14 protein-coding genes are annotated in these 22846 nt (G+C 75.3%); all 14 read left to right on the forward strand.

Going from position 1 to position 22846, the window contains the following annotated elements:
• Positions 1–18 precede the first annotated feature (18 nt).
• Positions 19–7548: a beta-ketoacyl synthase N-terminal-like domain-containing protein gene (locus ABZ659_RS14035; protein ID WP_360218078.1), complete on the forward strand. Its 7530-nt coding sequence runs from the start codon at positions 19–21 to the stop codon at positions 7546–7548.
• Between the two features lie 81 nt (positions 7549–7629).
• Complete coding sequence (locus tag ABZ659_RS14040) at positions 7630–9252, forward strand: PfaD family polyunsaturated fatty acid/polyketide biosynthesis protein (RefSeq protein ID WP_360218081.1); 1623 nt, start codon at positions 7630–7632, stop codon at positions 9250–9252.
• Positions 9249–11057 carry an acyl-CoA dehydrogenase family protein gene (locus ABZ659_RS14045; protein ID WP_360218084.1) on the forward strand — a complete coding sequence of 603 codons (1809 nt, stop codon included), beginning with the start codon at positions 9249–9251 and terminating at the stop codon, positions 11055–11057. Before ABZ659_RS14040 ends, ABZ659_RS14045 begins: the two co-directional genes overlap by 4 nt.
• The gene (locus ABZ659_RS14050; protein WP_360218087.1) at positions 11054–12814 is read left to right on the forward strand and encodes an acyl-CoA dehydrogenase family protein; all 1761 of its coding nucleotides are present in this window, start codon (positions 11054–11056) and stop codon (positions 12812–12814) included. Before ABZ659_RS14045 ends, ABZ659_RS14050 begins: the two co-directional genes overlap by 4 nt.
• 5 nt (positions 12815–12819) lie before the next feature.
• Positions 12820–13614 carry a 4'-phosphopantetheinyl transferase superfamily protein gene (locus ABZ659_RS14055; protein WP_360218090.1) on the forward strand — a complete coding sequence of 265 codons (795 nt, stop codon included), beginning with the start codon at positions 12820–12822 and terminating at the stop codon, positions 13612–13614.
• 152 nt (positions 13615–13766) lie between these two features.
• The gene (locus tag ABZ659_RS14060) at positions 13767–14408 is read left to right on the forward strand and encodes a sigma-70 family RNA polymerase sigma factor (RefSeq protein WP_360218093.1); all 642 of its coding nucleotides are present in this window, start codon (positions 13767–13769) and stop codon (positions 14406–14408) included.
• Positions 14405–15820: an aldehyde dehydrogenase family protein gene (locus ABZ659_RS14065; RefSeq protein WP_360218096.1), complete on the forward strand. Its 1416-nt coding sequence runs from the start codon at positions 14405–14407 to the stop codon at positions 15818–15820. The genes ABZ659_RS14060 and ABZ659_RS14065 overlap by 4 nt, the downstream gene beginning before the upstream one ends.
• A 57-nt stretch (positions 15821–15877) precedes the next feature.
• Positions 15878–16378, forward strand: a complete 501-nt coding sequence (locus ABZ659_RS14070) for a DUF4188 domain-containing protein (RefSeq protein ID WP_360218099.1) — start codon at positions 15878–15880, stop codon at positions 16376–16378.
• Entirely contained in the window at positions 16375–18087 is a 1713-nt protein-coding gene (locus tag ABZ659_RS14075; RefSeq protein ID WP_360218102.1) for an acetyl-CoA carboxylase carboxyltransferase subunit alpha, read from the forward strand. Before ABZ659_RS14070 ends, ABZ659_RS14075 begins: the two co-directional genes overlap by 4 nt.
• Positions 18077–18583 (forward strand): biotin/lipoyl-containing protein, encoded by a 507-nt coding sequence (locus ABZ659_RS14080; RefSeq protein ID WP_360218105.1) that lies wholly within the window; start codon positions 18077–18079, stop codon positions 18581–18583. The genes ABZ659_RS14075 and ABZ659_RS14080 overlap by 11 nt, the downstream gene beginning before the upstream one ends.
• A gap of 12 nt (positions 18584–18595) precedes the next feature.
• Positions 18596–19987 (forward strand): acetyl-CoA carboxylase biotin carboxylase subunit, encoded by a 1392-nt coding sequence (locus ABZ659_RS14085; RefSeq protein ID WP_360218108.1) that lies wholly within the window; start codon positions 18596–18598, stop codon positions 19985–19987.
• 134 nt (positions 19988–20121) lie between these two features.
• On the forward strand, positions 20122–20622 hold the full coding sequence (locus tag ABZ659_RS14090) for a cobalamin-dependent protein (RefSeq protein WP_360218111.1): 501 nt from the start codon (positions 20122–20124) through the stop codon (positions 20620–20622).
• A complete protein-coding gene (locus tag ABZ659_RS14095; protein WP_360218114.1) occupies positions 20619–21896 on the forward strand; it encodes a methylaspartate mutase in 1278 nt (425 codons plus the stop codon). Before ABZ659_RS14090 ends, ABZ659_RS14095 begins: the two co-directional genes overlap by 4 nt.
• Positions 21893–22837: a transporter substrate-binding domain-containing protein gene (locus tag ABZ659_RS14100; RefSeq protein ID WP_360218117.1), complete on the forward strand. Its 945-nt coding sequence runs from the start codon at positions 21893–21895 to the stop codon at positions 22835–22837. Before ABZ659_RS14095 ends, ABZ659_RS14100 begins: the two co-directional genes overlap by 4 nt.
• The last annotated feature ends 9 nt before the right edge of the window (positions 22838–22846 follow it).

Genomic DNA, 22846 nt, shown 5'->3' on the forward strand with positions numbered 1-22846 from the left:
CACCCGGAGGCTGAACCCATGGGCGCGTACGCCATCGTCGGACTGTCCTGCCTCTTCCCGGGCGCGGCGACCCCCGACGCCTACTGGCGCAACCTGATGGACGCGGTGGACTCCCGCACCGAGGGCGGCGAGCGGATCTTCGGGCACGATCCGCTGGCCGCGGAGCCCGGCCCCGAGGAGGGCCGCGACCGGCACCGCGTCTACTGCACCCGCGGCGGCTTCCTGGACGAGGAGACCGAGGCGGTCGCCGCCGACCTCGACGGCTACCGGCTGCCCGCCGACCGACTGGCCCGCCTGGACCGCTCGTTCCACTGGGCGCTCAGGGTGGCCGCGAACGCCCTGGCCGACGCGGGTCTACCCCCCGCCGCCGCGTCCGCCGGGGCCACCGGCCGGAGGACCGGGGTGGTGTTCGGCAACTACCCGTTCCCCACCCCGGCCTCCGGCCGGACGGCGGGGAGACTGTGGGACGCCGCGGTGGCTGAGGGGCTCGCGGCGGCCGGTTTCCTCGCGGCCGGGCTGCCGTCCCGTGCGGAGGACGGCGGCCCGGCCAGCACACCCGGGCAGGCCCGTGCCGGAGGGCCCGGCGGCCCGGCCGACGCCCTGGGGCAGGCGCTCGACCTGTGGCCCGGCGGGATGCCCGCGCACGTCGTCGCCGCCGCCCTCGGGCTCGACGGGCCCCGCTGCACCCTGGACGCCGCCTGCTCGTCCGCCCTGTACGCCCTCCAGCTCGCCTGCGCCCAGCTGGCGACCGGCCGCGCCGACGTGATGCTGGCGGGCGGTGTCTGCGCGCCCGACCCGACCGTCATCCACCTGTCCTTCTCCGACCTGCGCGCCTATCCGCCGGACGGGGTCAGCCAGCCCTTCGACGCCCGCTCCAAGGGCATCCTCACCGGGCAGGGCGCCGCCATGGTCGCCGTGAAACGGCTCGCGGACGCCCGCAGGGACGGCGACCGGGTGTACGCCGTCATCGACGCGGTCGCCCTCGGCAACGACGGCCCCGGCAAGCACCTGCTGGTGCCGAACGTGGACGGCCAGCTCGCGACGTACGAACTCGCCTACCGGCGGGCCGACGTGGACCCGGGCAGCGTGCAGTACGTCGAGTGCCACGCCACCGGCACCCCCCTCGGCGACCGCACCGAACTCGACGGAGTGGAACGGTACTTCGGGCGCGGTCCGCTGCTCGGCTCGGTGAAGGGCAACATCGGGCACCTGCTCACCGCGGCCGGGATCAGCAGCCTCGTCAAGGTCGTGCTGGCCCTGGCGCACGGCACCATCCCGCCGACCACCGGGGTGTCCGCGCCGCTGCCCGGCACGGTCGCCGACCGGGTGGTGCGGGAACCGGTGCCGTGGCCGGACCCGGCGGACGGGGTGCGCCGGGCCGCCGTCTCGGCGTTCGGCTTCGGCGGCACCAACGCGCACGTCGTCCTCTCCGGCCCGGAGGCCGTCACGGCGGTCACGGACGCCGAGGACCCGGGCCGTCAGCCCCCGCCGCCGCTCGCCGTCGTCGGCATGGGCGCCCACTTCGGCTCCTTCACCACCCTCGACGCCTTCGAACGCGCCGGGTACGACGGCACCAGCGCCGTGCGCGACCTGCCGCCGCACCGCTGGCGCGGCTTCGAGACCGTCGCCGGGTCACCGCTGGAGCGCGCCGGGCTCGTCGCCGACGAACGGGCGCCCCGCGCGGCCTACGTCGAGGACTTCGACGTCGACGCCACCTCGTACCGCATCCCGCCCCACGACCTCGACCACTTCAACCAGCAGCACCTGCTGATGATGCGGGTCGCGGAGGAGGCGCTGAGGGACGCCGGGTACGAGCGCGGCGCGCCCGGCGGTGCGGGCGGTCGGCGGGTCGCCGTCGTGCTGGGGATGGAGATGGAGCCCAGCGCCCACGGGCACGCCGCCCGCTACGCGCTCGGCCGGAAGCTCGCCGCCTGGTGCGCGGCGGCCGGACTCGACCCCACCGACGAGCAGCTGGCCGCGCTGACCCGGGCCGCCCGGGACGGCATCCACGACTCCATCGAGGCCAACGAGGTCCTCAGCTACATCGGCAACATCATGGCCGCCCGCATCTCCTCCCTGTGGAACCTCACCGGCCCCTCGTTCACCGTCTCCTCCGACAGCACCGTGGGCGCCGACGCCCTCGACGCCGCCCGGCTGCTGCTGCTCGACCCGAGCGTGGAGGCGGTCCTCGTCGGCGCCGTCGACCTGGCCGCCGGACCCGAGTCGGCGCTCGCCCGCGCCCTGCTCCAGCCGCACGCCACCCGGGTGCTGGGGGAGGGCGCGGGCGCCGTCGTCGTCACCCGGCCCGGCTCCGCCCCGCCCGACCGCACCGTCTACGCCACCGTCGACGCCGTCGCCGTCCGGCACGCGCCGACGCTCTCCCCGGAACCGGACGCCGACCTGGTCGCCGCCGCCGCGGAGGAGGCGCTGACGGCGGCCCGGCTCACCCCGGCCGACGTGGAACTCGTCGAGACGGGGGCGGCCGAACCGGCCGTACTCGCCGGGCTCGGCCGGGTCTGGTCCGCCGACCGGGCCGGGGGCGCCCTGCGCACCGCGCTGTCCGGCGTCCACGCCGCCGTCGGGGACACCGGCTGCGCCTCCGTCCTCGCCGGGCTGATCCGCGCCGCGCTCTGCCTGCACCACGCCTACCAGCCGGTCGCGCCGGACGGGGTGGGCGCCGACGCCCTCACCGGGTCGGCGTTCTTCCTCGCCGCCGACTCCCGCCCCTGGCTGCGGCAGCGCCGCGACGGCCGCCGTGTCGCCTGCGTCAGCGCCACCGGCACCGCGGGCAGCCACGCCCACCTGGTGCTGGGCGGCGCGCGGACCCGCGGGGAGATCGCCGCCACCGACTGGGCGCGCTCCGGCGGCAGCCTCGTCGTACCGGTCGGCGCCGACGACATCGACACCCTGCTGCGGCGCCTCGCCGAACTCCGCGACGCCGTCGTGGGCGGCGGCGACTGGGCCCGGCTGGCCGAGGACCGGCCCGCCGCGCTGAAGGCCGTACTCGTCGCCGACGACACCGACGGCCTCGTCCGCCAGCTCGACCGCGCGGTCCAGGACCTGCCCGGCACGCACCGCGCGGGCGGCGAGTGGACGTCGCCGTCCGGCAGCTGCTTCGCCGCGCGTCCGGCGGGCGGGGGCGGCGCGAGGACCGCCCTGGTCTACCCGGGGGCCTTCAACTCCTACCTCGGCCTCGGCCGGGCGGTGTTCCGGGCCTTCCCCGGACTGCTGCCCCGCTTCGAGGCCCAGGCCGAACGCCCCGCCGACATGCTGCGCGCCGCGCTGCTCTACCCGCGCGCCGCCGCCCCGCTGGACCGGCGCGAGCTGATGCGGCGGGAGGCCGGACTCATCGAGGACATCCCGCTGATGCTGGCCGTCGGCACCAGCTACGCGCTGCTGTCGACCGACCTGGTCCGCGAGGTCCTCGGCGTGCCGGTGCACGGGGCGTTCGGCTACAGCCTCGGCGAGTCCAGCATGTTGTTCGCGACCGGCGGCTGGCTGAAGGAGGCCCGCGCCACCACGAAGATCGACACCTCGCCGCTCTTCGTGGACCGGCTGCGCGGCCCGAAGCGTACGGTGCGGGAGCTGTGGGGCCTCGACGACTCGGTCCCCGACCAGGAGGTCTGGGCCACGCACGTCCTGCTGGCCCCCTCGGACGAGGTACGGGAGGCGGTCGCGGCCTTCGACCGGGTCTTCATCACCCATGTCAACACCCCCGCCGAGGTGGTCGTCGCGGGCGACCCCGCCCAGTGCCGGGCGCTCATCGACGCCCTCGGCTGCAAGAGCGCCCGCTCGCCCGCCAACCACGTCATGCACAGCCCCGTCGTCGACGGCGTCCTGCCGGAACTCGCCGACCTCAACCGCTACCCGACCGGCGACGTCGGCGACCTCGTCCTCTACAGCAGCCGCCACTACGCCCCCGTCACGGACCTCGACCAGGACGCCGTGGCCGCGAACATCGCCGTCACCCTGCGCGAGACCGTCGACTTCCCCCGGCTGGTGCGGCGCGCCTACGAGGACGGGTTCCGGTGCTTCATCGAGGTCGGGCCGTCCAGCACCTGCTCCCGCTGGATCCACGAGACCCTCACCGAGGCACCGCACCTGTCCGTGCCGGTCGACCGGCGCGGCGCCCGCGGCGCCACCGACATCGCCCGCCTGGTGGCCCGACTCGCCACCCACGGCGTCCCCGTCGACCTCACCCCGTTCCGTCCCCGCGCCACCCTCCGCCCACGCCCACGGGGCCTGCGCACCTTCACGGTGGGCGGGACGCCGGTCGCTCCGCTGGTGACGGGGGCGGCGGCACCGGTCGTCGGGACGATCCCGGCGGCACTGGCAACTCCGGCGGTCCCGGCAACTCCGGCGGTCCCGGTGACCCCGACGGTCCCGGTCCAGGCGCCGGTGCCGGTGCCGGTGGCCGCGGTGACGGCGGCCGGGGGCACCGGGCCCGGCGAGCCGGTGCGGGCCGCCGCGCCCGCGACGCGGCCGGGGTCCGCGAGGGCCGGTGAGCCCGGGTCGTCAGCCACGCCCGTCGGGCCCGCCCGCCCCGCGCCGTCCGCCCTCGCGCCCGCGCCAGCCGAGCCCCCCGCCCTAGCCGGACCTCCGGCCTCCGCCGGGCCTGGGGCGTCCGAGCCCCCCGCCCCCGGGCCGGAAGCGCCCGCCCCGCAACCCCCCGCCACGGAAGGGGACACCGCGATGCCGACCCGCCCCGCTGCCGGAACGCCCGCACCCGCGCTGACGCTGGACCGGGACCCGATCACGATGCTCCCGGCGTCCGACGCCGTACCCGCGGCACCCGCCCCGGCCGCCATCCCGCCCCAACGGCCCGCCGACCTCCCCGAACCGTCGCCCGATCTCCCCGAACCCTCTCCCGGCACCCCCGATGAGCCGTCGCTCGACACCCCCGAGGCGCTCGACGTGCCGCCCCGCCCCGCCGTCTTCGGGGAACCCCTCCCCGTACCGCCGCGGCCGGAACCCGCCCGCGACGACCACGCGTCCACCCTGGCCCTCGTCCGCAGCCTGCGCGCCGAGATCCTGGAGGCGCACCGCGAGGTGCTGGACGCCCAGCGGGCGCTGCGGGACGAGCTGACGGCCGTACTCTCCGCCGCCCCGCCCTCACCGCTCCCACCGGTGGAACCCGTCCGCCCGCCCCGACCCGAGGGCGTCGTCTGGGACGAGCACGACCTCCTCCAGTTCGCCACCGGCAAGGTCGGCGACGTCTTCGGCCCCCGCTTCGCCCGCGTCGACGGCTACCCCCGCCGCGTCCGGCTCCCCGCGCCCCCGTACCTCTTCGCCACCCGCGTCACCCAACTCGACGCGGAGCCGGGCGAGTTCCGCCCCTCCTTCATCCGCACCGAGTACGACGTCCCGGAGGACGCCTGGTACGCCGTGGACGGCCAGGTCCCGCCCGCCGTCACCATCGAGGCCGGGCAGTGCGACCTGCTCCTGATCAGCTACCTCGGCGCCGACTTCACCAACCGGGGCCAGCGGGTCTACCGCCTCCTCGACAGCAGCCTCAGCTTCGTGGGCGACCTGCCCCGCACCGGGCAGACCCTGCGCTACGACATCTGGATCGACCAGTTCGTCCGCCAGGGCGACACCCTGCTGTTCTTCTTCCACTACGACTGCTACGCCGACGGCGAGCTGATCCTCAAGCTGAACAACGCCTGCGCGGGCTTCTTCACCGACGAGGAGCTGGAGGCGTCACCCGGTCTGGTGCGGGGGCGGGCCGCCAGCGCTCTCAAGCCCGCCCGCGACCCGGCGCGCACCGCGTTCAAGCCGCTCGCCCCCACCCACCGCACCACCCTCACCGGCGCCGACCTCGAAGCCCTCGCCGAGGGCCGGATCGCGGACGTCTTCGGACCGGGCCACCGCCAGCCGCCCGGCTGCAACACCTCCCTGCGGCTGCCCGACCGGACGCTGCGGATGGCCGACGAGGTCACCGTCCTGGACCGCACCGGCGGCAGCCACGGCCTCGGCCGGATCGAGGCCGTCAAACGCCTCGAACCCGACGCCTGGTACTTCACCAGCCACTTCCCCGACGACCCGGTGCTCGCCGGATCGCTGGTCGCGGAGGGCGCCGTACAGCTGCTTGAGGTGTACGCCCTCTCCCTGGGCCTGCACCTCACCCTCCCCGACGCCCGCTTCCAGCCCGTGCCCGACCTGCGCACCGAGGTCAAGGTGCGCGGCCAGATCACCCCGCGCAGCGAACGCGTCGAGTACCGGATCGACATCACCGAACTGACCCTGCTGCCCCGCCCCGCGCTCGTCGCCGACGTCGTCGTGCTGCGCGACGGCACCCCGTCCATCGGCGTCACCGGCCTCGGCATCCGGCTGTGCGAGAAGCCCGGCACCCCCTTCCGCCCGGAGACCGGCGGCACGGTGCCGCACTTCCTCGGCCGCCTCTCCCCGGCCACCGGCGAACCCGCGCTGCTCAACGAGTTCCACATGGCGCATGCCGCGAAGGGCGACCTGGCGGTGGCGATGGGCCCCGAGTTCGAGGTCTACGCCAACAGCAGGGCGCCGTACATCCCCAACGGCGACTTCCTCTTCGTCGACCGGGTGATGCGCCTCGACGGCACCCGCGGCACCCTCAGGCGCGGCGCGGTGATGGTCACCGAGTACGACTCACCCGCCGACGCCTGGTACTACGCCGACAACGGCCACCCGTCCATGCCGAACTGCGTCTACATGGAGTCCAGCCTCCAGGCGGCGATCCTGCTCGGCTACTACCTCGGCGCCACCCTGCCCTTCCCGGAGGAGCGGTTCAGCATCCGCAACCTGGACGGCCGCGCCACCCTCGTGAAGGACGTCGACCTGCGCGGCAAGACGATCCAGCACCGCTCCACCCTGCTGTCCAGCGACCGGATGCCGGGCTCGATCCTGCAGAACTTCTCCTACGAACTCTCCGCCGACGGCGAGGTCTTCTACACCGGCGAGTCCCTCTTCGGCTACTTCAACGGGAAGGCCCTCGCCCGCCAGGTCGGCCTCGACAAGGGCGAGCACGTCCTGCCCTGGCTGGACCAGCAGACGGCGCGCCCGCCGGGCGTCCGCCGCGTCGACCTCGGCGCCCTGAGGGCCGCCGGGGCCGCCGGGCGGGGTCCCCGGCTCGCGGGCGGCCACCTCGACCTCCTCGAACGGCTGGACGTGCTGCCCGGCGGCGGCGCGCACGGGCAGGGCTACCTGCGGGGCCACCGCGGCATCCGCCCCGACGCGTGGTACTTCTCCTGCCACTTCCACCGCGACCCGGTGATGCCCGGCTCCCTCGGCGTGGAGGCGCTGCTCCAGGGGATGCAGGCGTACGCCCTGGAGACCGGGCTGACCGAGGGCCTGCGCAACCCGCGCTTCGCGCCGCTGCGGGGCGGCGAGACGAGCTGGTCCTACCGCGGCCAGATCCTGCGCGACGACCCGGACATGGAGTTCGACGTCCACCTCAGGGACGTACGCAGGGAGCCCGGCCGGATCGTCCTCACCGGCGACGGACACGTGTGGAAGTCCACCCTGCGGATCTACCGGCTCGACGGCATCGGCGTCGAGATCCACCACGACTGACCACCCCCCACGACCGATCCCACAGGTCCGACCGAGCCAACAGATCCGAGAGATCCGACAGATCCGACAGGAGACAGCCAGATGACCACCGAGCAGCCCCGGCCGCGGTGGAGCGGGCCCGAGGCACCCGCGGTCGGCGAGACCGGGATCCAGCAGGCCCTGGCCCGCCTGGACGAGCCCGTCTACATCGTGCGCGGACCGGGCGGCCTCGGCGCCGCCGCGGGCGGCGGGGTGCGCGCCGACGGGGAGTACGAGGTCGTCGCCGCCGTGCCCCCGCTGGGCCCGGAGCGGCTCGGCAGCGCCGCCTTCCTCACCACGTACGGGGTGCGGCAGGCGTACATGAGCGGCGCCATGGCGGGCGGCATCGCCTCCGTCGACCTGGTGACCGCGATGGCGCGGGCCGGGTACCTCGCCTCCTACGGGGCGGCGGGGCTGCTGCCGGAGACGGTGGAGAAGGCGCTGCTGCGCTTCGCCGCGGAGATCCCGGGGCTGCCGTACGCCTGCAACCTGATCCACAGTCCGAGCGAGGAGCGGCTGGAGCGGGCCGCCGTCGACCTGTACCTGAAGCACCGGGTGCCGTGCGTGGAGGCGTCGGCGTTCCTCGGACTCACCCCGCACGTGGTGCGCTACCGGCTGGCGGGGCTGCGCGCGGGCGGGCCGTACGGGGTGGTGGCCGAGCACCGGCTCATCGCCAAGGTGTCGCGGACGGAGATCGCGGAGCAGTTCATGCGGCCCGCGCCGGAGGCCGTGGTGCGGGCGCTGCGCGAGGACGGCGCGATCAGCGCCGAGCAGGCGGAGCTGGCGGCGCGGGTCCCGCTCGCCGACGACATCACCGTGGAGGCGGACTCCGGCGGCCACACCGACCGCCGACCGCTGCCCGCGCAGCTGCCGGTGCTGCTGCGGCAGCGGGACGCGCTGATGCGGGAGCTGCGGTACCCCGAACGGGTCCGGGTGGGCGCGGCGGGCGGCGTCGGCACGCCGGAGGCGGCGTGGGCGGCGTTCGCGATGGGCGCCGACTACGTGGTCACCGGGTCGGTCAACCAGTCCTGCGTGGAGGCGGGCACGTCGGACGTGGTCAAGGAGATGCTGGCCCGCGCCGACCTCGCGGACTGCGAGATGGCGCCCGCGGCGGACATGTTCGAGACGGGCGTGGAACTCCAGGTGCTCAAGCGGGGCACGCTGTTCCCGATGCGGGCCCGGCACCTGTACGAGCTGTACCGCGACCACGACGGCATCGACGCCCTCCCCGCCCCGGTCCGCGCCCGGCTCGAACAGCAGGTCTTCCGGCGGCCCCTCGACGACGTCTGGGAGGAGACCGTCGCCTACTTCCAGCGCCGCGACCCCGCCCAGCTCGCCCGCGCCGCCGACCACCCCAAGCGCCGCGCGGCGCTGGTCTTCCGCTGGTACCTGGGGATGGCCTCCCGCTGGGCGAGGACCGGGGAGGCGGACCGCGCGGTGGACTACCAGATCTGGTGCGGGCCCGCGATGGGCAGCTTCAACTCCTGGGTCCGCGGCACCTACCTGGCCGCCCCGCGCAACCGCCGCGTCGCCGACGTCGCCCGCCACCTGATGGCCGGTGCCGCCTTCCACCAGCGGCTCTCCATGCTCCGCGCCGCGGGCCTCACCCTCTCCCCGGCGATCGCCGCGTACCCGGTCCCCGCCTCCACCCCGGCCGAACCGGAGACCCCGGGGGTACGGCCGTGACGGCGCCCACGGCCGAGGAGACGCCGCGCACCCCCGCCCCCGCCCTCTTCCCCGACGCCGTCCGCCTCGACGCCCTCCTCGGCGACCCCTGGCGGCCCGACAACCCGTACGGGTTCGCCGCCGGGGTCGCCCGGGACGCGGCGGGGGAGTACCCGATCGCGTTCGCCGGGCGGCTGGCCTCCGCCGACTTCCCCCTCCTGGCGCTGCCCACGGCGTACGGCGGCGCGCTGGACGCGCTGGACGGGGCGCTGGTGCGGATCCGGGTCGCGGCCCGGCGGGACGCCTCCGTCATGCCCGCCACCCTGCTGTCCTGCTCGGCGGTGCTGACCGTGCTGGCGGCGGGCAGCCGGACGCAGGCCGAGCGGGTCGCGGGGTGGGTGCGGGAGGGCCGTACGATCGCGTTCGCGCTCTCCGAGGAGGAGACCGGCAGCGACGTGCTGGCCAACCGGTGCCGTCTCGACGCGACCGACGCCGGGTACGCGCTCAGCGGGCGCAAGTGGCTCGTCGGGCGGGGTGCCAGTGCCGACGCCGCGCTGGTGGTGGCCCGTACCGCGCCGCGCGGGCCCGCCGCCTTCACCGCCGTACTGCTCGGGCCCCGGGAGATGACCGGCGTCTGGCGGCAGGCCGCGCAGCCGGTCACCGGGCTGCGCGGGACCGACTTCGCGGACCTGGTCTTCGAGGGCACCGAGGTGCCGCGCGACGCCGTCGTCGGCACCGTCGGCGGCGGGCTCGCCGCGGCGATGCGGGCCCAGCAGCTGGTACGGCTGCTCTCCACCGCCGCCTGCCTCGCCACCGCCGACACGGCCCTGCGCACGGTCCTGCGCTTCACCCACGGCCGACGCGTCGGCGGCGTCCGCGTCGCCGACACCCCGTACGGGGCCCGGGAACTCGGCGTCGCGGCGGCCGAGCTGATCGCCGCCGACCTGCTCACCCTGACCGCCGGACGATACGCCCAGCTGTCGCCCGGCACCTTCGGCCTCTGCTCCAGTGTCGTCAAACGCGCCGCGACCCGCCTCACCGCCGCCGCGATCGCCCGCTCCCACGCCCTGCTCGGCGCCCGGGGCGTGCTGGCCCGCGGGCCGGGCGCCGTCGTCGACAAGGCGCGGCGGGACAACGCGGTCGTGGAGCACATCGACACCAGCCCCTTCGGCGTACTCCGCGCGGTCGCCCCGCAACTCCCCGGCTACGCGGCCCCGTTCACCACGCCCGACCCGTCCGGCACCGACCTGGCGGCGCTGTTCGCGTTCGGCGCGCCGCTGCCGCCGCTCGACCCCGCCGCCCTGGACCTGTCCGCCCGGCCCCGGGACCTGGTGCTGCTCGGGTTCGCCGAACACGCCGAGGCGATCGCGCAGGCGCTCACCGAACGTGGCCAGCGGCGCACCGCCGGGCTGGTCAGGGACGTACGGGCGGTGCTCGCCGCCACCTTCGTCGCCGCGACGGCCGCCCAGCGGGACCGCACCCGCGGCGCCGCCGCCTCCCCGGAACCGCTCGACCTCGCCGACCGCGCCTGCCTGCTCTACCCGGCCGCCGCCGCGGCGCTGACCTGGTGGACACGGCCCGAGCGGGGCCACTACGGGGAGGAGCCCGGCGGCACGGGCTGGCTCACCGCCGTCCTGGCCGTGCTGCTCGCCCGGGCCGAGGGCCGCGACCCCCGGCAGGCGGCGCCCGACCTGCCGCCCGCGCGCCGCGCGCTGACCCGCCTCGCCACGGCCCGGCTGCTGTTCACCGCGCACCCGGTCCCGCTCTCCGACGGACCCGGCGACGAGGACCACGAGGGCCCTGCGCACCACGAGGAGACGACATGACCGACCTGATCGCCCTCATGGCCGACCTGGAGGAGTACCTGGGCGACCCGTGGGACGCCTCGGCGCCCATGCCGTACCCCCGGATCCTCGCCCACGACGAGGACCAGCGGTACCCGCACGTGTTCGTGGACACGCTCGCGGACTGGGGCCTGTACGACTGGATCGTGCCCGCCGCCCACGGCGGCAAGGCCGTCAACGTCGAGGACGGCTTCAACCTGTACCGCCTCGTCGGCCGCCGCGACCCCACCTCCGCCACCGCCATGGTGCTCACCAGCCTCAGCTACATGCCGGTGTGGATCGCGGGCAGCGACGCGCAGCGCCAGCACTTCGCCGACGCCATCCGGGCGGGCCGCAAGCTCGCCTGGGGCCTGTCGGAGCGGCGGCACGGCAGCGACGTCCTCGCCAACGACACCCACGCCCGCCGCACCGACGGCGGCTGGCTGCTCACCGGCGAGAAGTGGACCATCGGCAACGCCACCGTCGCCGCCACGGTGATGGTCTTCGCCCGCACCTCCGACCAGGGCGGCCCCGGCGGCTACTCGGTCTTCGCCGTGGAGAAGGACCGGGTGCCCGCCGACCAGTTGCGGCACCTGCCCGACGAGCCCCTGCACGGGCTGCGCGGCCTCGACATGAGCGGCGTCCGCCTCACCGACTGCCTCGTCCCCGACGGCGCCCTCGTCGGCCGGGTCGGCCAGGGCCTCGAAATCGCCCTGAAGAGCAGCCAGCTGGCCCGGATCGCCATCGCCAGCATCGCCATGGCCTGCGTCGACACCGCCCTGCGCAGCACCCTCGACTTCGCCCGCGCCCGGGTCATCTTCGGCACCACCGTCGCCGACGTCCCCCACTCCCGGCGGCAGCTCGCCGAGAGCTACGCCGACCTGCTGGTCGCCGACGCGCTCACCACCGGCGCGGTGCGCTCCCTCCAGCTCGCGCCGGAACAGGCCAGCGTCTGGTCGTCGGTGGTGAAGTTCTTCGTGCCGACGTTCCTGGAGGAGACGCTCGCCCGGCTGACCGCCGTCCTCGGCGCCCGCTACTACCTGCGCGGCCACCCCCGGCACGGCATCTTCCAGAAGGTGCTGCGGGACTTCGCCATCTCCAACTTCGCCGACGGCAACACCGTGGTGAACCTCAAGAACATCGCCCTGCAACTGCCCGGCCTGCTCGGCAACGCCGTCGAACAGGACCCGGCGAAGGTGGCGCGGGCCGCCCGCACGGTCGCCGCGCTCTTCGACCCGGCCGCCCCGATGGCGCCGTACGAGCCCGCCGAGCAGCAGCTGTTCAGCCGGGGCGGCGACGACTCGGTGCTCGCGCTGCGGTCCGCCGTCGCCGCGCTGCGCCGGGCCGCCGACGCCTCCGACGGCCTGGACGCCGCCCGGCTCACCGGCTGCGCCGACACCGCCGGGCTGCTCGCCGACGAGGTGCACCGGATCGCCGACGAGCACGCCGAACTCGTCGCCGAACAGGGCGCGCGGGCCGCGTCCCAGTCGGCCGAACTGTACGACCTGGCCCGGCAGTACACCGCCGTCGCCGCCGCGGCGGCCTGCGTCCACCTCTACCTGCACGGCCGCGACAGCTACGCCCCCGCGCTGCGTTCACCGGCCGTCCTGCTGCTCTGCCTGGAGCGGCTGCTGCGCCGCTTCCACCCCACCCGCACGGTCACCGGACCCGACGACGTCACCGAGGTCGCCGCCGTCCTGGCCGACGCGCACGACGAGGGACGGCTGTTCGCGCACCGGCCGTTCCGGGTGAGGTGGTGAGCGGCGTGAACGCGACGACGGCCGCCCCGCCCGGCCCCGCCACCACCGACGACCCGCTCGCCGGGAGCGCCGACGTCTGGCTGCTCGCCGAGGAGGACGTGCCCCGGTTCGCCGAGGCCACCGGCGGGCTCGACCTGCTCACCGACGAGGAACGCGCCCGCCACGACCGGCTGCTGTTCCCCGCCGCCCGCACCCGCTTCCTCGGCGCCCGGCTGCTGTCCCGGCAGGTGCTGTCGCAGTACGCCGACGTACCGCCCGCCGCCTGGCGCTTCGACAAGGGCAGGTTCGGCCGCCCCTCCGTCCACCAGGCCGACTGGGGGCTCGACTTCAACCTCACCCACACCAACGGCCTGATCGCCGCGATCGTGGTCCGCGGCCGGACCGCGGGGGTCGACGCGGAGAACACCCCCGCCCGCCCCGAGGCCCTGAAGTTCGCGCCGAAGGTCTTCACCCCGCTGGAGCAGGAGGTGCTGCGCCGCGACCGGGAACAGGGGCACGCCTTCGCCGACTCCTGGGTGGCGAAGGAGGCGTACACCAAGGCCACCGGCATGGGCATGGCCCGCGGCTTCGACGCGTTCTCCGTGCACCGGCTGCGCGGCGGCGGACTGGCCGTCGTGGACGACGAGATTCCCGAGCGGGAACGGCCGCTGTGGCAGATCCAGGTCCTCCAGGTCTGGGACCGGTTCGCCCTCGGCATCGCCATCCGCGCCACCGAGCACGACGAGGGCCCCGTCCCGGTGCGGCTCCGCTCCGCCATGGCGGAACTCCTGCCCGCCCGCGCCGGGGAACCGGCCCGGTGACCGGCCCCCGCACGGCGCCCGCGCGGGTCGCTGTCCACTCCTGGTATGGCCGCTACCGGACATCGCCGCGAGCCCCCGGGCCGGTGCCCCCGTGTGTTGCATGGACCGGAGAACGTGCCGGAGCGCCACGGGTGTTGTCACACGGAGGACCGATGCCGCCGAAGCCGAAGGGGAACGCGGAGCTGCTCGCGGGCTGCGCCCGTGGCGAACCGGAGGCCTGGGACGAGACCGTCGACCGGTTCGGCAGGCTCGTCTGGTCGGTCGCCCGCAGCCACCGCGTCAGCCACTGCGACGCCGAGGACGTGCGGCAACTGACCTGGTTCCGGCTGATGCAGAACGTGCACCGCATCCGCGACCCCGAACGGCTCGGCGACTGGCTCGCCACCGTCGCCCGCCGCGAGGCCCTCAAGGCCGCCACCCGCGACCGGCGGCTGGTGATGATCGGGGACGCCGAGACGCTGGAGTCCCTCGCCGACCGCGGCGGCGCCCACCACGAGAGCCCCGAGCAGATCACCCTGCGCGCCGACCGCCGCCGCGAGGTCGCCCGTGCCCTCGACAGCCTCTCCGACCAGTGCCGGGCCCTGCTGCTGCGCGCCCTGGAGGACCCACCGCCCTCCTACCAGGAGATCGCCGCCGCCCTGGCCATGCCGGTCGGCTCCGTCGGCCCCATCCGCACCCGCTGCCTGCGCCGCCTGCGCCGCGCCCTGGACACACCGGGCGCCCCCCTCGACGACTGCGCCCGCTGCCCGGCCCCCGCCAACCGCCGTGAGACCACCACCGAGGTGCGCCCGTGACCACCCTGACCCGGACCCCGACCCGGCTCACCAGCCGGGAGATCACCACCGGCGAGGAACTCGGCGGCGTGGAGCTGGCCACCCCCGACCGGGTCGCCTCCGCCGCCCGACGCGCCGCCGCCGCCGCGCCCGGCTGGGCCGCGACCCCCGCCGCCGAGCGCGCCGCCCTCGTCGAACGCGCCGCCGACCTGCTGGAGGAGCGCACCGGCGCCGCCCAGGACCTGCTGGTCCGCGAGGGCGGCGCGATCCCCGGGAAGGCGTTCTACGAGGTGGTCCTCGCCGCCCGGGAACTGCGGCACGGGGCCCGCCTCGCCCGGGAGCACACCGACCCGGCCGTCACCGCCGGCGAACCCGACCGCACCGCGGCCGTCACCCGCGTCCCGCTCGGCGTCGTCGGCGTCATCGTGCCGTGGAACTTCCCGCTGCTGCTCGCCGCCCGCTCCCTCGGCCCCGCGCTCGCCCTCGGCAACACCGTCCTCCTCAAACCAGACCCGCACACCCCGCTCAGCGGCGGCACCCTCCTCACCCGGGCGTTCGCGGACGCCGGACTGCCGCCGGGGGTCCTGGAGGTGGTGTACGGCGACGCGGAGACCGGCGGCGCGCTGGTGCGGGCGCCGGACGTGGCGATGGTGTCCTTCACCGGGTCGACCGCCGTGGGCCGGGAGATCGGCGCCCAGTGCGGACGGCTGCTGAAACGGGCCGTCCTCGAACTCGGCGGGCAGAACGCCTTCGTCGTCCTCGACGACGTGGACGTGGAACAGGCCGCCGCGGCCGGGGCCTGGGGGTCCTTCCTGCACCAGGGGCAGATCTGCATGTCCGCCCGCCGCCACCTCGTCCACCGCGCCGTCGCCGACGCCTACACCGACGCCCTCGCCCGGCACGCCGCCGCCCTGCGCGTCGGGGACCCGTACCGCGAGGACGTCCAGATCGGCCCGGTCATCGACCGCCGCCAGCTCACCGGCATCGCCACCGCCGTCGAGCAGGCCGTCGCGCAGGGCGCCCGGCTGGTCACCGGCGGACGCCCGACCGGCCCGTACTACCCGCCGACCGTCCTCGCCGACGTCACCGAGCGGATGGACGTCTTCCACACCGAGGTCTTCGGCCCGGTCGCCACCGTGACCGCCGTCGCCGACGACACCGACGCCGTACGCCTGGCCAACACCTCCGACCACGGCCTCACCGCGGCCGTCTACACCGCCGACACCGCCCGCGGCGAGGCCCTCGGCCGCCGACTGCGGTGCGGCGTCACCCACGTCGGGGACCAGACCGTGGTCCAGGACGCGGCCCTGCCGTTCGGCGGCATCGGCGCCTCCGGCAACGGGCACGGCTTCGGCGGCCCCGCCGCCCTGGAGGCGTTCACCCGCTGGCACACCCTCACCACCAGCTCGCCCCCGCGCGGCTACCCCTTCTGACCGGCACGGCCCGACCCCCGCCCCCGACGCCCAGCCGACACCGAAAGAGGAACCCCGATGGACCTCAAGGTCATCACCGAGCCGCGGATCGCGGCCCCGCCCGAGGGCACGGTGGTGCTGCTGATCGGCCTGCGCATCAACAAGTTCCGCATGGTGCACCGCTGGCTGCCGGTGATCGGCTCCATGATCCCCATGCTGATCGAGCTGCGGAAGAACAAGGAGCACGGCTTCCTCTCCTCCCGGGCCTGGTTCAACCGCACCGTGATCATGGTGCAGTACTGGCGCAGCATGGACGACCTGACGCGCTACTCGCACCGCGCCGACGGCCGCCACCGCTCCATGTGGGCCTGGTTCAACCGGGCCGTGCGCGACGACGGCGCCGTCGGCATCTTCCACGAGGCGTACGTCGTCTCGCCCGACCGGATGCACTCCGTCTACCGCAACATGCCCCGCTTCGGGATGGCCGCCGCGACCGAGTCCGTGCCGCAGCGGCAGACCCCGCCGGTGCCGGGCGGGCGGCGCGGGCAGCGCGAACCACGCAGGAGGCGTGCCGCATGACCACCACCCCGGGCCCCGTACGGGCCGCGCACCAGGACGTCCAGTGGCGCAGGTGCGCCTCCTGCGGCTCCTTCGTCTACGGCAAGCGCCTGGACCGCAACCGCAAGGTGTGCCCCGAGTGCCAGTTCCACTTCCGCATCCCGCCGGACGTGCGGATCGCGCAGCTCGCCGACCCCGGCAGCTTCACGGCGTTCCCCGACGACCACGCCCCGCGCGACCTGCTCGGCTTCACCGACAGCAAGCCCTACCCGGAACGGCTGCGGGACGCCCAGGCACGCACCGGGCGGCAGGACGCCGTCCTCGCGGGCCGGATGACGGTACGGGGCCGCCCGGTCGTGGTGGCCGTCCTGGACTTCACCTTCCTGGGCGGCAGCATGGGCGCCGTCGTCGGGGAGGCCGTCACCGCCGCCGCCCGCACCGCCCTCGCCGAACGGCTGCCGCTGCTGCTGGTCGCCGCCTCCGGCGGGGCGCGGATGCAGGAGGGCGCGGTGTCGCTGATGCAGATGGCGAAGACCGCGCAGTGGATCGCCCGGCTCCGCGAGGCCCGCGTCCCGGTGATCAACCTCAACACCGACCCGACCTTCGGCGGCGTCAGCGCCTCCTTCGCGATGCTCGGCGACGTCATCCTCGCCGAACCGGGCGCCCTGATCGGCTTCGCCGGACCGCAGGTCATCCGCAACACCATCCGGCAGGAGCTGCCGCCCGGCTTCCAGAGCGCCGAGTTCCTGCTGGAGCACGGCATGATCGACGCCGTCGTGCCCCGGGAGAACCAGCGCGAGCACCTGGCCCGGCTGCTGACCCTGCTCGGCCCCTCCGTACCCGAACTGCCCGACGCCCCCGACCCGGCGGTGGTCCTGGAGCGGCCGGTCGCCGCCACCCGCGCCACCCGCGACCTGGTCGCCCTGGCCCGGATGATCGAGCGGCCCACCACCCTCGACTACGTCGGCCACGTCTTCGACGACTTCGTGGAACTGCGCGGCGACCGCGCCCACGGCGACGACGCGGCCCTCGTCGGCGGAGTGGCCCGGCTCGGCGGACAGAGCGTGGTGGTCCTCGGCCACCAGAAGGGCCACGACACCGCCGCGCTCGTCCGCAGCAACTTCGGGATGCCCGGCCCGGAGGGCTACCGCAAGGCGCTGAGGCTGATGCGGTTCGCGGACCGGTTCGGGCTGCCCGTGGTCACGTTCGTGGACACCCCGGGCGCGTTCCCCGGCGTCGGCGCCGAGGAGCGCGGCCAGAGCGTCGCCATCGCCGACTGCGTCCTGGAGCTGTCCCGGCTGCGCGTCCCCGTCGTCTCCGTCGTCACCGGGGAGGGCGGCAGCGGCGGCGCCCTCGCCCTCGCGGTCGCCGACCGGGTGCTGATCCTCCAGCACGCCTACTACTCGGTCATCAGCCCCGAGGGCGCCTCCACCATCCTCTTCGGCACCGCCGAACACGCCGGGCGCGCCGCCGAAGCGCTCCGCCTGACCCCCTCCGACCTGCTCCGCCTCGGTGTCGTCGACGGCATCGTGCCGGAACCGCCGGACGGGGCGCACACCGCGCCGCAGACCACCGCGCTGACCGTGCGGAGCGCCCTGGCGCGGACCCTGGCCCCGCTCCTCGACCGCCGGGCGGAGCAACTCGTCGACGCCCGGCGGAAGCGGTTCGACCGCTTCGGGGATCCCCGACGTCAGCCCGTAGTGGACTGGGAGAAGCACGATGAGCACTGAGACCGGCACCGACACGGACACCAGCACGGCCGCGACGACGGTGGAGGAGCTGCGGACCCAGACCCGCCTCCTGGCCGGTGAACTCCCCGGCACCCTGCGCCGGATCACCCTGCGCGCGGGCGCCCTCAGCGTGGACGTCGAATGGGACACGGCCCCCACGGCGGCCCCCACGGCGGCCACACCGGCCGCCGCCGCGCCCCAGAGCACCCCGCAGAGCACCCCACAGGACACCGACCAGCAGCCCCCCGCCGACGTCGTCCGCGTCACCGCCCCCCTCGTCGGCACCTTCTACCAGGCCGCGTCCCCCGGCGCCGAACCCTTCGTCAAGGTCGGCGACACCGTGGAGGCCGGGCAGCAACTGGCCGTCATCGAGGCGATGAAGCTGCTGAACTCCATCACCGCCGAGGTCAAGGGCACCGTCCGCGCCATCCACGCCCACGACGGCGAGGTCGTCGAGTACGCGCAGCCGCTCATCGACCTCGCCCCGGCCGGCTGAGGGCGGGGCGCCGTGTTCGACAAGATCCTGATCGCCAACCGCGGCGAGATCGCGCTGCGCGTCATCCGCACCTGCCGCGACCTCGGGGTCCGTACCGTGGCCGTGTACTCCACGCCCGACGCCGACGCCCGCTTCGTCCGCGCCGCCGACGAGGCCGTGCACATCGGGCCCGGCGCGCCCACCCGCAGCTACCTCAACATCCCCAACATCATCGGCGCCGCCGTGAAGACCGGCGCCGAGGCCGTCCACCCCGGCTACGGCTTCCTCTCCGAGGACCCCTACTTCGCGGAGATATGCGCCGACGACGGCATCACCTTCATCGGCCCGCCGCCGGACGTGATGGAGAGCGTCGGCGACAAGGCGGTGGCGCGCAGGCTGATGACCGCCGCCGGGCTGCCGCTGCTGCCCGGCACCACCGAACCCGTCGACTCCGTGGAGTCCGCCGAGGAGATCGCCCGGGAGATCGGCTACCCGGTCATCATCAAGGCCGCGGCGGGCGGCGGCGGACGCGGCATCACCGTCGTACGGCGCCCCGAGGACCTCCGCGAGGCCTACGCGACCACCCGGGCCGGGGCCCTGGCCGTGTTCAAGAACAGCGCCGTCTACCTGGAGCGCTACCTGCCGCACACCCGGCACATCGAGATCCAGGTGCTCTGCGACGACTTCGACGGCGCCGTCCACCTCGGGGAGCGCGACTGCTCGGTGCAGCGCCGCCACCAGAAGCTCGTCGAGGAGTCACCCGGACCCGACCTCACCCCGGACCTGCGGGCCCGGCTCGGTGCCGCGGCCGTCGCCGGGGCCCGCGCGGTCGGCTACCGGGGCGCCGGGACGGTGGAGTTCCTGCTGGAGGCGAACCCCGGCACGGACCCCGGCACAGACCCCGGCCCCCGGACCGAGGACGCCTTCTGGTTCATGGAGATGAACGCCCGCATCCAGGTCGAGCACCCCGTCACCGAACTCGTCACCGGGGTCGACCTGGTCGCCGAGCAGCTGCGGGTCGCCTCCGGGGCGCCGCTGACCGTCAAGCAGGACGACATCGAGGTCCGCGGCCACGCCGTCGAGTGCCGGATCAACGCCGAGGACCCCGACCGCGGCTTCGCCCCCACCCCCGGGCTCCTGGAGCACTACCGCATCCCGGGCGGCCCCTGGGTCCGCGTCGACACCGACTACGTCCCCGGCTCCCGGGTGAGCCCCTACTACGACTCCATGATCGGCAAGCTGATCGTCTGGGGCCCGGACCGCCCGACCGCCCTGGACCGCACCCTGCGCGCCCTCGCCGAATTCGAGGTGTCAGGCCCCGGAGTACACACCACGATCGGCCTGCACCAGGAAATCATCAGCCACCCGGAATTCCGACGCGGCGGTGTGACCACGGACTTCCTCACCCGACACTTCACCCTCTGAGGCGCTGGTATTTTTACACCGTCTCACCTGGGCATATGCCTCTCCATATCCTTATGGAAAAACCTGATAGCGGCTTTCGGGATTCCGCATCTGGGGTGCTGTACATTTTCCCCGGAGATTCCAAGAGTGGGGGTATGTCTGCTTACCCGACCCGCACCAGGAAGCTGCGTATCGTGGTTTCCAGCGTCTCCTCCGACGCGCACATGTGGAACCTCGTGTTCCTACAGCTGCTCCTGGAGGAGGCCGGGCACGAGGTCGCCAACGTCGGCGTCTGCCCGCCCGACGCCACCGTCATGGCCGCCTGCCGCGGCGCCGACCGGCCCGACCTGCTGGTGCTCAGCACCGTCAACGGCCACGGCCGCCTGGACGGACTGCGGCTGATCCGCGCCCTGCGCGCCGACCCCGAACTCGCCACCCTGCCCGTGGTGATCGGCGGCAAGCTGGGCCTGCGCGGCACCGGGGACCCCGGCACCGGACGGCAGCTGCTGGAGGCGGGCTTCGACGCCGTCTTCGCCGAGTCCCGGGGGAACACGCCCGAGCGGATGGTCGCCGACTTCCGGGCGTTCCTCACCGCGCTGGCCACCGCCCGGCCCACGGCCCCGCCGCCCCGCATACCGGCCGGAGCGGGCCGGTGACCCGGTTCGCGGCGTTCGTCCGCGACGCCGCCACCCGCGGGCGGCTCGTCGTCCAGCCCCGGATGGGCTTCGGCGACCTGGACCGGATGCGGGCCGGGCTGACCGCCGTACGCGACTGCCGCGCCACCACCGTCGGCACCGTCACCCTCGACAGCTACACGCGCGTCGGCGACTACGGCTCCGCCCGCCGCGCCCTCGCGGAGGGCGCCGAACTCAACGGCTTCCCCCTCGAAGCGCACGGCACCACCGCCGTCCGCGCACTCCTCGCCGAGGTGTCCGCCGCCGACTTCCCCGTGCAGGTGCGGCACGGCTCACCGCTGCCGCTGGAACTGTTCCGGGTCATGGTGGACGCCGGGGTCGACGCCACCGAGGGCGGCCCGGTGTCGTACTGCCTGCCCTACGGACGCGTGCCGCTGCCCGAGGCCGCCGACAACTGGGCGCGCTGCTGCGAACTCGCCGCCGCCGCCGACCGGCCCATGCACCTGGAGACCTTCGGCGGCTGTATGCTCGGCCAGCTCTGCCCGCCCTCGCTGCTGGTGGCGCTCAGCGTCCTCGAAGCGCTGTTCTTCCGCGAGCACGGACTGCGCTCGGTCTCCCTCAGCTACGCCCAGCAGATCCACCTCGGCCAGGACCTCGAAGCCCTCGCCGCGCTGCGCGCGCTCGCCGCCGAACACCTCACCGGCGTCGACTGGCACCTCACCCTCTACACCTACATGGGCGTCTTCCCCCGCACCCCCGTCGGCTCGTTCCGGCTCCTGGAGGACAGCGCCCGGCTCGCCGTGCACAGCGGCACCGAGCGGCTGATCGTCAAGACGCCCGCCGAGGCCCGCCGCATCCCGCGGATCGAGGAGAACGCCGAGGCACTGGAGTTCGCGGACTCCGTCGCCGGGCAGGCCGCCGCCGACTGCGCCACGGCGCACTGCCCGCCCACCGCCGACACCGGACTGCGCGCCGAGGCGGAGCGGCTGCTCGACGCCACCCTCGCTCTCGGCCGCACCGTCGGCGCCGCCCTCGTCGCCGCGTTCGCGCGCGGCGTCCTCGACGTGCCGTACTGCCTGCACCGCGACAACGCGGGCGCCGCGCGCGCCGTCATCGACGACCGCGGGATGCTCGCCTGGTCCGCCGCGGGCGCCATGCCCGTCACCGTGCGCCGCGCCGACCTGCTCCGCACGGCCCCCGTCACCGCCGCCCGGCTCACCGGGATGCTGGCCTTCAACGAACGCCGCTACGACCGTGAACAGACCGTCGGCACCCTGCCGCGGAGCCCGGTGTGACCGCCCGGCTGCTGCTCGCCGACACGCTCACCGGGGTGCGGGAGCGGGGCGCCGTACGCGCCCTGGTCTCCCAGGGGCAGCCCGGTCTCTCCCTGCGCGCCGCGGACGGCCGCTGGACCGGCCTGGACGCCGACGTCGCGCGGGCCGTCGCCGCCGCCGTGCTCGCCGACCCCGAGGCCGTCGACTGGCGGCCCACCGGACCCACCGCCCGGCTCACCCAGCTCGCCGCCGGGGACGCCGACCTGACGGTGTGCAACGTCAGCTGGACCATGGGCCGCGAGGCCGCGCACGGCCTGCTGTTCGCCGGGGTCACCTGCTACGACGGCGAGGGCTTCCTCGTCCCCGCCGCCACCGGCGTCGACGACCCCGCCCAGCTCGCCGGGGAGCGGCTCGCCGTCCACGCGGGCTCCACCAGCCCCGGCAACCTGGCCGCCTGGTACGGGCCGCGGGGGCTCACCGTCGAGCCCGTCCCCTTCGACGACCCGCGCGAGGCGCTGGCCGCCTACACGGCGGGGGAGTGCGCCGCCTACGTCCTGGACAAGGTCGCCCTCGCGGGCGCCCGCCGCGGCCTGCCCGACCCGGGCGCGCACCGCGTCCTCGCCACCGAGATCTCCCGCGAACCGATGGCCGCCGTGGTCCGCGACGACGACCCGCGCTGGTTCCGGATCTGCCGCTGGGTGCTCCAACTGCTGTTCGCCGCCGAGTACGAGAGCCACCGGCTCGGCCCCCGGGGCCGCGCCGCCGTCGCCCGGCAGGCCGGAGAGCACGGACCCGCCGCCGGACTCGACGCCGACTGGGCCGCCCGCGTGCTGGCCGCCGTCGGCACCTACGCCGAGCTGTACGAGCGCAACCTCGGCCACGCCTCCGGACTGAACGTCCCCCGCGGCCCCAACGAGCTGTGGACCCGAGGCGGACTGCACTACGCCGTACCCCTGCACTGACCCCCGAAG

The organism is Streptomyces sp. NPDC006997 (assembly GCF_040635175.1).
Classification (GTDB): Bacteria; Actinomycetota; Actinomycetes; order Streptomycetales; family Streptomycetaceae; genus Streptomyces.

What these genes read in the sequence shown, in the direction of transcription:
- ABZ659_RS14035 (WP_360218078.1), top strand. Translation starts at nt 19, where the DNA reads ATGGGCGCGTACGCCATCGTCGGACTGTCCTGCCTCTTCCCGGGCGCG.
- ABZ659_RS14070 (WP_360218099.1), top strand. Translation starts at nt 15,878, where the DNA reads ATGGACCTCAAGGTCATCACCGAGCCGCGGATCGCGGCCCCGCCCGAG.
- ABZ659_RS14080 (WP_360218105.1), top strand. Translation starts at nt 18,077, where the DNA reads ATGAGCACTGAGACCGGCACCGACACGGACACCAGCACGGCCGCGACG.
- ABZ659_RS14075 (WP_360218102.1), top strand. Translation starts at nt 16,375, where the DNA reads ATGACCACCACCCCGGGCCCCGTACGGGCCGCGCACCAGGACGTCCAG.
- ABZ659_RS14060 (WP_360218093.1), top strand. Translation starts at nt 13,767, where the DNA reads ATGCCGCCGAAGCCGAAGGGGAACGCGGAGCTGCTCGCGGGCTGCGCC.
- ABZ659_RS14090 (WP_360218111.1), top strand. Translation starts at nt 20,122, where the DNA reads ATGTCTGCTTACCCGACCCGCACCAGGAAGCTGCGTATCGTGGTTTCC.
- ABZ659_RS14040 (WP_360218081.1), top strand. Translation starts at nt 7,630, where the DNA reads ATGACCACCGAGCAGCCCCGGCCGCGGTGGAGCGGGCCCGAGGCACCC.
- ABZ659_RS14050 (WP_360218087.1), top strand. Translation starts at nt 11,054, where the DNA reads ATGACCGACCTGATCGCCCTCATGGCCGACCTGGAGGAGTACCTGGGC.